Source organism: Streptomyces sp. DSM 118878 (genome assembly GCF_052936595.1).
Genome location: NZ_CP193622.1, coordinates 4,301,521 through 4,314,771, shown reverse-complemented (window position 1 = coordinate 4,314,771; position 13,251 = coordinate 4,301,521). Strand labels below are relative to the sequence as shown.

Genomic DNA, 13,251 nt, shown 5'->3' with positions numbered 1-13,251 from the left:
ACGGGACCGAGGCGCGTGAGTGCCGCGTGATCAGCAGCGGTACGGGTCCGATTACGGCTTTGGGGAAGGGACTCGAGGACTTGATGGAGCGCACCGTCGTCCGATGTGCCGAAGGGCATGTATTCAGTACCGCGTCGTTCCCGATGCAGAAGGCGGACCGGCTCGGTCCCGGCCGGCTCATCCGGTGTCCGCGCTGCGCCCGCCTCCGGCACTCCGTGCCGGTCACCGCGCAGAAGCGGTAGCCCCAGCGGCAGCCGGCCCTAGCGGGGCCCCAGCGGCAGCCAGCCCTAGTGGGAGCCCCCGGCGGCAGCCAGCCCCAGCGGGAGCCCCCAGCGGCAGTCCCACTGGGGCCCCAGCGGGCCCCAGCGGCAGCGCCGAGCGGCAGAGGGGCGCGGCGCGGAGCGTGCGGGGCGGTGGGAGTGATTGTGGTCGGCCCGCGCGCTCTGCGTATCCTCGGTGCGTGCTTCTCTCAGACAAGGACATCCGGGCCGAGATCGACTCCGGACGAGTGCGGATCGACCCGTACGACGAATCCATGGTGCAGCCCTCGAGCATCGACGTGCGGCTGGACCGCTACTTCCGGGTGTTCGAGAATCACCGCTACCCCCACATCGACCCCTCCGTCGAGCAGGCCGACCTGACGCGGCTCGTGGAGCCCGAGGGCGACGAGCCGTTCATCCTGCACCCGGGCGAGTTCGTGCTCGCCTCGACGTACGAGGTCATCGGGCTTCCCGACGACCTTGCCAGTCGGCTTGAGGGCAAGTCCAGCCTCGGGCGGCTCGGCCTCGTCACGCACTCCACCGCCGGGTTCATCGACCCGGGGTTCTCGGGGCACGTGACCCTGGAGCTGTCGAATCTGGCGACCCTGCCGATCAAGCTCTGGCCGGGGATGAAGATCGGGCAGCTCTGTCTTTTCCGGCTGACCTCGTCCGCCGAGGAGCCCTACGGCTCGGCGCGGTACGAGTCGCGTTATCAGGGGCAGCGCGGGCCGACCGCCTCGCGGTCCTTCCTCAATTTCCATCGGACACAGGTGTGAGCAGCGGTATGAGTGACGTGCGCGAGAATCTTACGTACGAGAAGTTCGGCGGCGCTGTGCGTGAGCTCGCGCAGACCATCGCCGACGACGGGTACCAGCCCGATGTCGTCCTCTCCATCGCCCGTGGTGGTGTCTTCGTCGCCGGCGGCCTCGCCTACGCGCTCGACTGCAAGAACATCCACCTGGTGAACGTGGAGTTCTACACGGGCGTCGGGACGACGCTGGAAATGCCCGTGATGCTCGCGCCCGTTCCCAACGCCATCGACTTCACCGACAAGAAGGTGCTCATCGCCGATGACGTCGCCGACACCGGGAAGACGCTGAAGCTCGTCCACGACTTCTGCCTCGACCACGTCGCCGAGGTGCGCTCCGCCGTCATCTATGAGAAGTCGCACTCGCTCGTGAAGTGCGAGTACGTGTGGCAGCGGACCGATCAGTGGATCAACTTCCCCTGGAGCGTCGAGCCGCCCGTCGTGCAGCGCTCCGGTCAGGTCCTCGACGCCTGAGCGAGCCGCGACAAGGGCCCGGTGGACAACTGTCCGCCGGGCCCTTGTCGCTACGTCTTACGTACGTACGCGTGCCGCCGCTAGAACGTGCCCAGCTTGATGATCGACAGGATCGCCAGGAGCTGGATCGAGGCCGCTCCCAGCGCCTTCGGCCACGGGAGGTCGTGGGACTTGCTCACCATCAGGGTGAGCAGCGCGCCCGCCGCGAGCCAGGTCGCCCAGCCGAGGATCTGGACGAAGGGCTGGCCGCCGCCCAGGAACAGGGCCACGATCACGCGGGGCGCGTCCGTGAGGGACATGATCAGCATGGAGAGGCCGACCGTCGGCTGCCAGGCGCCGTCGCCGCCGAGCTGGCGCGCCAGGGTGTGGGTGACCACGCCCAGGACGAACGCGCTGATGGTGATCGCGACGCCCGTGGTGAGGACGTACGGGACCACTGACGAGAGCGTGGCGTTGATCGCGTCCGAGCGGGCGTCGTCGAAGCCGAAGATCGCCAGCAGGCCGTAGAGGAACGTGACGACGGCGGCCGGGGCCCACATCGCGTAGTCCCGCATCTGGAGGAAGGTCGGCGCCGGGCGCAGCACGATGCCGCGCAGCAGGTCCTTCCAGTGCAGGCGGGGGCCCAGGGGCGCCGCCGGGGCCTGGCCCGTGCGGTAGGTGTCTCCCTGGGTGTAGGCGTCCTCGCCGATGGAGAAGGCCTGGGTGTGACCCGGGTTGTTGGCCGCGTACGGGTCGTAGCCGCCCTGGGGGCCCTGGCCCGGGGCGCCGCCGAAGTACTCCGGCTCGCCGTGGCCGCCGCCGGCCTGGGGCCACTGCTGGCCGCCACCGCCGTACTGCGGGCCGCCACCGCCACCTCCCCCGTACTGAGGGCCACCGCCGCCCTGGGGGCCGCCCCCGTACTGGGGGCCACCGCCCTGCTGCGGGTTCGGCGGCGCGGGTGGGTAGCCGTACGGCTGCTGCCCCTGGGGGGCCTGCTGTCCGTACGGCTGCTGCCGCGGTTGTTGTTGCGGTCGCGATTGCGGGGAGCGGTTGTCCCGGCCGCGTCCGATCCTGAATCCAGCCACGAATCGAACGTACCTGGTCTTCGGGGCCGGGGTCGTCCCTCCTTGGGAGGAGACAGGGTTTGCTGCCGACCTGTGACAACCCTTAGGGGCTCCCTGTCGGGGGCCCCGACAGGGAGCCCCTAGGGGAACCCCGCCTAGGGGAACCCCGACAGGTCAGCCGCCGATCACCGCTCCGTACGCGTACGGGTGTGCTGACGCGGGCAGTCCGATGGACTTGGGCGTGACGGCCGTGCTGCCGGCGGTGGCGCCGCCGGGCAGGTTCCAGACGCCGCCCGCGGAGGCGTTCTCGCCGGGGGCCGCGACGGAGACGTCGGGGCGGCCGTCGCCGTTGTAGTCGGTGTCGGCGAGGGTCGTGCCGAAGGCGTCGCCCTTCTCGGCCGTGCCCGGGACGCCGGGGGAGTTCTGCTGGTACGCGATCGCGTCCGCCTTGCCCGAGGCGTCGAGGATGCCCTTCTTGCCGCCCTTGAGCACGGTGACGGCGCCCGCGCGGGCAGCGCTGCCGATCGCTTCGCCGGGGGCGCCCGCGATCAGGTCGTCCTTGCCGTCGCCGTCGAGGTCGGCGGCGGTGAGGGCGTTGCCGAAGTCGTCGCCCGTCTCGGCGACGCCGGGGACGCCGGGGGTGTCCTGGTTGAGGGTCTGGCCCTCCCAGATGAGGCCGTCGGGGCCGCCGTGGTGGATGTGGATGCCGCCGCCCTCGGCGAGCTTCTCGGGGCCGCACGGGTCGTCGATGTTCTCGTCGGCGATCTCACGGCAGTTGCCGAGGGCGAGGTCGTCGCGGCCGTCGCCGTTGAAGTCACCGGCGGCGAGGGCGTTCGCGGCGCTGTTGTCGCTGCTCCAGGTCAGGCCGAAGGTGCCCTCGGCCTTGTCGTACGTGCGGACCTGTACGTGCGACTGCGTGTAGGGCTGGTTCTTCGTGTAGTAGGCGACGGCCAGGTCGTCGCGGCCGTCGGAGTCGAAGTCGCCGGTGGTCATGACGGGGGCACGGCCGCCCATGCGGTCGCCCATGAGGGGCCCGGTGCGGGCGGCGAGGGGGTTGAGGTTGGCGACGACCTTGTCCTTGCCGCCGACCGCCAGGTCCACGTCGCCGTCACCGGTGAAGTCGGCGGCGGCCAGGGCGTTCCCGTACACGTCGCCGGTCTTCGTGCCGCGGGCGGCGGTGTTGGCCAGGGCGAAGCCGTCGCCGGTGCCGTACAGGACGGTGACGGAGCCGGCGTCGGTCTTGGCGCCCAGGTCTTCCCCCGGGGCGCCGACGACGAGGTCGGCGTACCGGTCGTCGTCCACGTATGCCGTGGTCACCGCCCCGCCGAAGCGGTCACCGGCCTCCGGGGTGCCGGGGACCTCGACGGTGGCCTGCGTGATGCGGCGCACGTTGCTCGAACCGGGCCCACCGGGGCCGCCGAAGACGACGCTCACGTAGCCGGCCCTGGCCTTGCCGTCGACGGTGCCGCTGGGCACGCCGACGGCGAGGTCGGCGTAGCCGTCCCCGTCGAAGTCGCTCCGCACGGGCTTGTCGGGGGCGGCGCTCGCCGTGGCCGCGAGGGGCACGGTGAGACCGGTGGCGGCCAGCGCGGTGGCCGCGGCGAGGGCGAGGGTGCGTATGCGCACGGGGTCTCCAGCTCTTCGGGGTACGAGTGGGTCTCAGGCCGATGGATCGAGGGACCGATGGATCGAGGGACCGGTGGGCCGCCGGACCGACGGCGACCGGCGGCGACCGGCGGGGCTGCGCTTCCGCAACCCCGCCGTAGCCACCGGTGGTTGCCGCTACCGCGAGGCGGATGAACTGCGTCAGTCGGCGAAGTTGGAGCCCAGGCGCGGCGTGCCCGAGTCGGACATGCCGAGCGTGGACGTGTAGACGCCGGACGTGCCGGTGAGCGCGCCGCTCGGCTTGGAGCCCAGGAGGTACAGCGCGCCGTTGGCACCGTTCTCGCCGAACGCGCCGATGGAGACGTCGGAGCGGCCGTCACCGTTCAGGTCGTCCACGTGGACGTCCGAGCCGAAGAAGTCGTTCTTCTCGTTGGTGTTGGGGACGCCCGAGGTGTTCTGGCTGAGCAGGACCGAGCCGGCCGTGGAGAGGCCGGAGCCGTCGGCCGCGCCGAGCACGACGGTGACCGAGCCCGTGTCGGCGACGCCGTCCAGGTCCTCGCCGGGGCTGCCCACGACCAGGTCGAGGTGGCCGTCGCCGTTGATGTCGCCGAGGTCCAGCTCGGTGCCGAACGAGTCGCCCTTCTCGCCGCTGCCGGGCACGCCCGGGCTGTCCTGCGTGATGACGTCGCTGCCGCCGTAGGGGCCGTTGGCGTTGCCCTTCACCACGTGCACGCTGCCGCCCTTGTGGGCGCCCGCGATGCCGTCGTCCCAGGTCAGGCCGATGATGATGTCACCGTAGCCATCGCCGTCCGTGTCGCCGACGTCGGTGATGTGGCCGCCGGGCAGCCGCTGCACGCCGGTCGTGGTGACGCCGCGCGAGCTGCCGGGCAGCCAGAGGTTGGCGTTGTAGTCGTCGGCGGTGGAGAACCCGTCGACGATCAGGTCGTCCTTGCCGTCGCCGTTGACGTCACCGGAGTGCAGGTTGAGGGGGCCCGCGTCCTCACCGCTGTGGATGGGCGGCAGGACGGTGTAGTGGCCGCCGGTGCCGCCGCCGCGGGTGAAGCCGCCCTTGTAGATGTCGATGGTGGCGGCGCCCGAACTGGCGCCGATGGCGAGGTCGTCCTTGCCGTCACCGTTGAAGTCGCCGGCCTGCATGGGCCCGCCGAAGAAGTCGTGCTTGGTGGGGCGCGGGTCCTTCAGCGTGGTGCCGCCGGAGAGGCCGTTCTTCGAGCCCCACAGGATCTGTGCGGTGCCGCCGTCGGCGTCGGAGCCGACGTCCTCGCCGATCGCGGCGACCGCGAGGTCGTCGAATCCGTCGTGGTCGAAGTCGCCGTACGCGGTGTCGGAGCCGAAGAAGTCGCCCTTCTCGGCGCTGCCGGGCACCCCGGAGCTGTTCTGGCTGTACGTGACGTGGCGCCGCTGCGTACCGCCGTACGTCACGACGACCTGCCCCGCGCTGTCCTTGCCGCCGACGAAGGCGCGGCTGGCGGAGGTGGCGAGGTCCGCGTAGCCGTCACCGTTGAAGTCGGCGTCGTCGGGCTGGACGGCGGCGGGCGGCTCGGCGGCCGACGCGGGGGCGGCCGTGACGGTGAGCAGCCCGCCGGTCAGGGCGGCGGCTACGGCCGTCGCCGCGGCGAGGCGGATGCGTCTGCGGGTGGCGGTGGTGCGCTGGTGCTGGGTCATACGGTTCTCCTGCGGCGTGCGGGGATGCCTGGCGGGCATCCGCGGCGGATGTCGACGGGGTGCGTAACGGCGTTACCGCGTTACGGGATTACGAGAGCTACGGGATTACGGGCGTTCCGGGCGCGTTCAGTCGGAGTCGTCCGGGAAGTGGCCGGGAGTTGTCCGGGAGTTGGCGCCGCGGTAGGCGCAAAGGAGACCGTCGGCGCGAGCCAAGGGTTGTATGGGGTTGTGGAGAACTTCTGGGCCGCGCGTGAGGGACGGACCCATCCCAACCCGCGCGGCCCGCCCCCTAGTTACCGCTACGCCCCAGTACCGCCCCGTACCCCTTGGCGCCCGTGAGCCCCAGCTTGCCCGGCGTCACCGACGTGACCGGCGGGTTGGGGCCGTCCTTCGGGGTCGCGGCGTACCAGACGCCGCCCTTGCCGTCCTCGCCGGGCGCGCCCACCGCGATGTCCGGGTAGGTGTCGCCGTTGTAGTCGCCGGTGGCGACGGCCGCGCCGAAGCGGTCGCCCGCCTCCGCCGTGCCCGCGACGCCCGTGGAGTTCTGGCTGTGGGCCGGGCCCATGAGGTTCCCGCCGGTGCCGCGCGAGGCGAGGACCCAGTACGTGCCCGCGTTCTTGGCCGTCCCGACCGCCTCGGCGTCCGCGCCGACGATCAGTTCGTCCTTGCTGTCCTTGTCGACGTCGGCGACGGCGAGGTGCGCTCCGAAGTTGTCCTCGTCCTCCTCGGTGCCGCCGACCTGCCGGCTGCCCTGGGTGGTGCAGGAGTAGCCGCCGTCGCCGAAGTCGTGGCCCTTCTTGCCGTAGTTGGTGAAGATCGCGCCGCCCACGCTCCACTCGCAATTCATCTCCGGGCCGTCGTGGCGGGGCGTGACGTCACCGATCGCGAGGTCGTCGGTGCCGTCACCGTCGAAGTCGCCCGCCGCCAGGCCGGCCTTGGTGAAGACCTCCGTGTACCAGAGCTGCTTCCAGTCGCCGGAGGCGGTGCTGTGGATCGTCGTACCGGATTTCCTCACGCCGTCGTATGACATCGCCAGGTCGTCGCGGCCGTCCGCGTCGAAGTCGCCGCTGGTCAGCGCGGTGGGCGCACTGGAGGCCCAGCCCTGGACCGTGGTGAGCGCCGAGGGCGAACCGGCGGTGAACGGGCCCTGGCGCACGGCGCCCCGGCCGGTCCCGGTCTCGTCGGAGTAGGTGTTGAGGGCGATGTCCCGGTCGCCGTCCTTGTCGAAGTCGCCGGTCGCCAGGACCGCGCCGTAGTCCTTGTCGGTCTCGGTCCCGTTGGCGGCGGTGAAGCCGCCCTTGAAGCCGTGCGCGGCGCCCCACACGACGGTGACGGTCCCCCGGGACGGGCCCGCCGAGGTGTCCTCGCCGGGCGTGCCGACGATCAGGTCGCTGTAGCCGTCGCCGTTCATGTCGTCGGAGGTGACGGCCTTGCCGAACCCGTCGCCGGCCTCGGCGGTGCCGGGCACGCCGGACGTGGCCTGGCTGACGGTGGCCGAGCCGTACTTGCCGAGGCCGCGGGAGCCGCCCCAGACGACGTTGACGTACCCGGCCTTGGCCTTGCCGCCGACCGTCGCGCCCGGCACGCCGACGGCGAGGTCCACGTAACCGTCGCCGTTGTAGTCGGCCCGCAGCTTCGAGGGCTGGGCGGCGGACGCGGCGCCCGCGGTCAGGCCCGTGACGCCGAGCGCGGTGGCGACGCAGAGCGCGCCCGCCGCGATGAGCTTGTTGCGCGCGGACTTCTGCGCGGAGTTCCGCACGTATGCGACCACTGAGTATCTCCAACTCGCCTACGGAATAAGGGGGTCCGGGTATAGCTGTACAGCCGGTGCGGGCCAGGGCAGGCCTAGCGCACCGTGTGACCGAAGGCCGCGTCCGCGCCGCCGACGCCGAAGTCGGAGCCGTTGAAGGAGGCGGCGTGGGACGAGGTCAGACCCGTCGCCGTGCCCCGCAGCACCCATACGGCGCCGACGTCCTTCGTCGTGCCGATGTCCTCGCCGGTCGCGCCGGTGGACAGGTCCGCCTTGCCGTTCTTGTTGATGTCCTTGAGCCGTACGGACGTACCGAAGTGGTCGCCCGCCTCGGCGACGCCGGGCACGCCGGCCTTCTCCTGGTGCCAGGCCCTGCCTGCGGCGAACGTGCCGTCGGCCGAGGTGAGGAGCGTGACGCTGCCGGTGCCTTCGACGGTGCCGACCGTCTCGCCGGGCGCGCCCACCGCGAGGTCGGCGAGGCCGTCACCGGTCACGTCACCCGCGGAGACGGCGGAGCCGAAGGCGTCGCCCGCCTCGTCGGTGCCGGGTACGCCCGCACTGGCCTGGCTGTACGTCACGGGGTCGCCGAACTTCCGGTCGCCGCCGAGCCGCACGGTGACCGAGCCGCCGCGCCCGTCGCGGGGATTGCCGGTGATCAGGTCGGCGTAGCCGTCGCCGTTGACGTCACCGGCCGTGGCCGCCTCGCGGGTGGCCGTGCGGTCGTCGCCCTCGCCGAGGATCTCGGCCCCGTAGCCGTAGTCACCGGCGCCGCCGTTCATGTGGGCGGTCCAGGCGCCGCCGTCCGCGCGCTCGCCGTACAGGACGAGGCCGATGCCGTCCTTGCGCTTGAAGTTGCCCGCGACCAGGCCGTCAAGGCGGACGCCTTCGGGGATGAAGTCGACCTCAAGGCCCCAGGCGCGCCCGTCCTCGCCCGCGTGGGAGAAGTACCACCAGTTGTCGCCGCTGACCACAGCGAGCTGGGCCCCGCCGTCGTCGTCGAAGTCGGTCCAGACGGTGGCCTCGCCGAAGCGGCCCGCCGTGTCGCTCGGCGCGTTGACGACGTGGCCGCCGGAGGTGAAGCCGTTCTTGCCGCCCTTGATGACGGTGACGGAGCCGGAGGGCTTGCCCGTGACCTTCTCGCCGGGGGCGCCGACGATCAGATCGGCGTAGCCGTCCCTGTTCACGTCGCCGCTGGTGACGTTCTCGCCGAACTCGTCCTCGGCCTCCTTCACCCCGGGCACCCCCGCGGTGTCCTGTGTGACGGTGACCGCGCGGCCCTCGGAGACGCCGGACGCCGAGCCGTACGTGACCGTCACGGAGTTGGTGACGGGCGAGCCGACCACGAGGTCACGGTAGCCGTCACCGTTGAAGTCGTCCTTGAGGGCGGAGGCCGCGCTCGCGGTACCGGCGAGCGGCAGCGTGAGCCCCGCGGCCGCGAGGGCGGCGACGGAGGCGGTGACGGCCAGGTTGCGTACGCGCACGTGGGGCTCCCGGAAGTGGCGGATGGATCGGTGCTTCCGGTGGTGTGACGGGTGAGGCGTACGAAGGGTTGTGCGACCGCCCCTGACGCCTCACGCCTCATGCCTCACGCCTCACCACTCCTCACTCCTCACTCTCCGCTGAGCGCGAGGAACTCCGCGGTCGAGAAGGTCAAGGACGGCTTGCGCGCGACGAGACCGTCCCGTGCACCGCCCGGGTAGACGCCCACGGTGTCCTCGCTGTCCCCCCGGTAGGTCCGCAGGACGAGGTCGGCGTGCTTGTCGCCGTCGAAGTCGGCGACCTGGAGGACCTGGGTGGTCCCCTCGGCCGAGGGGGCGACCGTGGCGGTGGCGTTGGCCGCGAGCCCCGCCGTACGGCCGCGGAAGACGCGCACGTCGCCCGCGCCGCCCCCGGAGCCGCTGCCGGCCCCGCTCACCACGAGCTCGCTCAGGCCGTCCCCGTCGAGGTCCCCCGCGTCCACGGCGACGTCCTTGGCCTCCAGGGCGCCCCGCAGGGTGCCGGGCACCTCGTAGCGCAGGGCGACGCCCTTCGGCGTGGCGATGGCCGCGTCCATGCCCTTGCCCTTGCCGAAGCGGCCGAACGCGAGGTCCTTGCCCGCGGGGAAGAGCACCCCCGTCTCGTCGGGCCCCTGCGGGCCGCCCAGGACGAGGGCACTGGCGGCGGCGCCCGACGCGCCCGCGGCCTTGCGTACGAGCAGGTCGTCGTAGCCGTCGCCGTCGACGTCCGTGGCGCGGCCGCTCACGAGGTTGTTGCCGGGCGCGGTGACCGGCCGGGTGACGGCACGCGGCGCGCCGGTCCGCTTGAACGGGCCGCGCAGGTACGACAGCCGGGCCCCGCTGGCGTGCAGCACGAGGTCGTCGGCGCCGTCCCCGTCGAAGTCGCCGCACACCGGCTGGTCGGGCCAGTCATTGCCGAAACGTGCCTGCTCCGGCACGCGCAGCTTCACGGCCTTGCCGACCAGACCCTTGGGCGAGCCGAAGAGGATCTGGAGCGGCACGGGTGGGCGGCCCAGCCCGTCGTACGGCGGATCGGTGGAGACCAGCAGATCGCTGAAGCCGTCCCTGTCCAGGTCGCAGGAGGCCTCGGACTCGAAGGCCGCGGGCAGCTCGCCCTTCGTACGGGCGCCGTTGGCGTGCGCGCTGAGCAACTGCCGGGCGCCGGGGTCGAGCCCGCGCCGGCCCCCGTAGACGACGCCGATGCCCGCGTCGTCGCCGTGGTCGCGGTGCACGAGGTCGTCGAGTACGAGGTCACGGGCGCCGTCACCGTTGAAGTCGTCGTCCACCGTGCTGCCCTTGCCGCGGGGGACGGGCTGCTGCGGGGCGCCCTTGCCGGCCATGCTGACGGGCTTGTGCGAGGCGTCACCGCCGCTCCCGCCGCCGCTCGCGCCGCCGTCACCGCTGCCGCAGCCCGCGAGGAGCAGCGCGCAGCTCACGGCGAGGGCACCCCCGACGAGCCCGCCGCGCCGTACGCCCCGCCCCACGCCCCGCCCCACGCCCGGTCTCGCACCCCGTACCCCGGCACTCCGCATGCCCCTCACCCGCCCCGAACGCCACAGCCGACAACAACCAGCCCATGATGCTCCGGGTGGGCCGATAGGCCGGGGTCTTGCACGAAAGTCCCGCAGAGGCGTCCGATATCACCCGGTATCGGCGGTACTTTTCAGCGACACCGGCTGCCGCGACGGCCTGACAAAGCGCGACAGGCCGGTCCCGCCCCGGAGGGTGGGACCGGCCTGGGCGGTGAATCGGCCTGGGCGGTGGAAGGGCGGGCCGGTTACTTCACCGGCTCCGGTGTCGGTGCGTCCGCCGCTTCCTCGTCGCCCGCCGGGTCGACCGGCGTCTTGACGGAGTCGAGCAGGAGCTGCGCCACGTCCACGACCTGGACGGACTCCTTCGCCTTGCCGTCGTTCTTCTTGCCGTTGACCGAGTCGGTCAGCATGACCAGGCAGAACGGGCAGGCGGTGGAGACGATGTCCGGGTCGAGGGAGAGCGCCTCGTCGACGCGCTCGTTGTTGACGCGCTTGCCGATGCGCTCTTCCATCCACATCCGGGCGCCACCGGCGCCACAGCAGAAGCCGCGCTCCTTGTGGCGGTGCATCTCCTCGTTGCGCAGGCCCGGCACCGACGCGATGATCTCGCGCGGCGGCGTGTAGATCTTGTTGTGACGGCCCAGGTAGCACGGGTCGTGGTACGTGATGAGGCCCTCGACCGGCGTGACCGGGACGAGCTTGCCCTCGTCCACGAGGTGCTGGAGAAGCTGCGTGTGGTGGATGACTTCGTAGTCGCCGCCGAGCTGCGGGTATTCGTTGCCGATCGTGTTCAGGCAGTGCGGGCAGGTGGCGACGATCTTCTTCGCCGTCCTGGGCTTCGCCGATTCCGGCGTCACCTTGCCGTCGTCGTCGAGCTCTTCGCCGAACGCCATGTTCAGCGCCATGACGTTCTCCTGGCCGAGCTGCTGGAACAGCGGCTCGTTGCCGAGGCGGCGGGCGGAGTCACCGGTGCACTTCTCGTCGCCGCCCATGATCGCGAACTTGACGCCCGCGATGTGCAGCAGCTCCGCGAAGGCCTTCGTCGTCTTCTTGGCGCGGTCTTCGAGGGCGCCGGCGCAGCCGACCCAGTACAGGTACTCGACCTCGGTGAGGTCCTCGATGTCCTTGCCGACGACCGGCACCTCGAAGTCGAGCTCCTTGAGCCACTCCAGGCGCTGCTTCTTGGCGAGGCCCCAGGGGTTGCCCTTCTTCTCCAGGTTCTTGAGCATCGTGCCCGCCTCGGAGGGGAACGCGCTCTCGATCATCACCTGGTAGCGGCGCATGTCGACGATGTGGTCGATGTGCTCGATGTCGACCGGGCACTGCTCGACGCAGGCGCCGCAGGTGGTGCAGGACCACAGGACGTCCGGGTCGATGACGCCGTTCTCCTCGGCCGTGCCGATGAGGGGGCGCTCGGCCTCGGCGAGGGCGGCGGCGGGCACGTCGGCAAGCTGCTCGGGCGTGGCCTTCTCGTCGCCCTCCATGGTCTTGCCGCCGCCCGCGAGCAGGTACGGGGCCTTGGCGTGCGCGTGGTCGCGCAGCGACATGATCAGGAGCTTGGGGGAGAGGGGCTTGCCCGTGTTCCACGCGGGGCACTGCGACTGGCATCGGCCGCACTCGGTGCAGGTGGAGAAGTCGAGCAGGCCCTTCCAGGAGAACTGCTCGACCTGGGAGACGCCGAAGACGGCGTCCTCGGCCGGGTCCTCCCAGTCGATCGGCTTGCCGCCGGACGTCATCGGCTGGAGCTCGCCGAGAGCGGTCCCGCCGGTCGCCTCGCGCTTGAACCAGATGTTCGGGAAGGCCAGGAAGCGGTGCCAGGCCACGCCCATGTTGGTGTTGAGGCTCACCGTGATCATCCAGATCATGGTGGTGCCCAGCTTGATCATGGCGGTGAAGTAGACCAGGGTCTGAAGCGTCGCGAGGCTGAGACCCTTGAAGGCCAGGATCAGCGGGTACGAGGCGAAGTACGCGGCTTCGTAGTGGTCCACGTGATGCAGCGCGCCTTCGAGGCCGCGCAGGACGTAGATCGCCAGGCCGATGGTGAGGATGACGTACTCGACGAAGTACGCCTGACCCATCTTGGAGCCCGTGAAGCGGGACTTGCGCCCGGGGCGCGAGGGCAGGTTCAGCAGCCGGATGACCATCAGCGTGACGATGCCGACCGTGGTCATGGCGGCGATGAACTCGATGTAGAGCTCGTACGGCAGGAAGCCGCCGATGACCGGAAGCATCCAGTCGGCCTGGAAGAGCTGGCCGTACGCGGTGATGATCGTCGGCGGCAGCGTCAGGAAGCCGATGGCGACGAACCAGTGGGCGAATCCGACGATGCCCCAGCGGTTCATCCGCGTGTGCCCGAGGAACTCCCGGACGAGCGTCACGCTGCGCTGGTATGGATTGTCGGTCCGGGTTCCCGCGGGTACGGGCTGTCCGAGTTTGAAGTACCGGACGAACTGGCCGATGGCGCGTGCGAGCAGCGCTACGCCGACCACGGTCAGAACCAGCGACACGATGATCGCGGCGAGTTGCATTCGGGGGCTCCTCGGGCCTGCGAGGCGGACTATTACTAAGCGGTAACTTATGCAGTCCGTCTGAGACTACCC

9 protein-coding genes are annotated in these 13,251 nt (G+C 71.3%); 2 read left to right on the top strand and 7 right to left on the bottom strand.

The window, feature by feature from the left end:
- The first annotated feature begins 460 nt into the window (after positions 1 to 460).
- Both dcd and ACRAKF_RS19165 read left to right on the top strand, forming a co-directional pair.
- Positions 461 to 1,036, top strand: a complete 576-nt coding sequence (dcd, locus tag ACRAKF_RS19170) for a dCTP deaminase (protein WP_447038386.1) — start codon at positions 461 to 463, stop codon at positions 1,034 to 1,036.
- A gap of 8 nt (positions 1,037 to 1,044) precedes the next feature.
- Complete coding sequence (locus tag ACRAKF_RS19165; RefSeq protein ID WP_447038385.1) at positions 1,045 to 1,542, top strand: phosphoribosyltransferase; 498 nt, start codon at positions 1,045 to 1,047, stop codon at positions 1,540 to 1,542.
- Between the two features lie 80 nt (positions 1,543 to 1,622).
- Here ACRAKF_RS19165 and ACRAKF_RS19160 read toward each other — a convergent pair whose 3' ends face one another.
- The 7 genes from ACRAKF_RS19160 to ACRAKF_RS19130 all read right to left on the bottom strand — a co-directional run bounded on the left by ACRAKF_RS19160 (position 1,623) and on the right by ACRAKF_RS19130 (position 13,179).
- A complete protein-coding gene (locus tag ACRAKF_RS19160; protein ID WP_447038384.1) occupies positions 1,623 to 2,606 on the bottom strand; it encodes a Yip1 family protein in 984 nt (327 codons plus the stop codon).
- 153 nt (positions 2,607 to 2,759) lie between these two features.
- A complete protein-coding gene (locus ACRAKF_RS19155; protein WP_447038383.1) occupies positions 2,760 to 4,211 on the bottom strand; it encodes an FG-GAP-like repeat-containing protein in 1,452 nt (483 codons plus the stop codon).
- A gap of 180 nt (positions 4,212 to 4,391) precedes the next feature.
- Positions 4,392 to 5,873, bottom strand: coding sequence for an FG-GAP and VCBS repeat-containing protein (locus tag ACRAKF_RS19150; RefSeq protein ID WP_447038382.1), 1,482 nt, complete (start codon positions 5,871 to 5,873; stop codon positions 4,392 to 4,394).
- Between the two features lie 289 nt (positions 5,874 to 6,162).
- Positions 6,163 to 7,644: an FG-GAP repeat protein gene (locus tag ACRAKF_RS19145; RefSeq protein WP_447038381.1), complete on the bottom strand. Its 1,482-nt coding sequence runs from the start codon at positions 7,642 to 7,644 to the stop codon at positions 6,163 to 6,165.
- Between the two features lie 74 nt (positions 7,645 to 7,718).
- Entirely contained in the window at positions 7,719 to 9,104 is a 1,386-nt protein-coding gene (locus ACRAKF_RS19140; RefSeq protein ID WP_447038380.1) for an FG-GAP repeat protein, read from the bottom strand.
- Between the two features lie 128 nt (positions 9,105 to 9,232).
- Entirely contained in the window at positions 9,233 to 10,651 is a 1,419-nt protein-coding gene (locus ACRAKF_RS19135) for an FG-GAP repeat domain-containing protein (protein WP_447038379.1), read from the bottom strand.
- A 245-nt stretch (positions 10,652 to 10,896) separates the two neighbouring features.
- Complete coding sequence (locus ACRAKF_RS19130; RefSeq protein ID WP_447038378.1) at positions 10,897 to 13,179, bottom strand: heterodisulfide reductase-related iron-sulfur binding cluster; 2,283 nt, start codon at positions 13,177 to 13,179, stop codon at positions 10,897 to 10,899.
- Positions 13,180 to 13,251 lie beyond the last annotated feature (72 nt).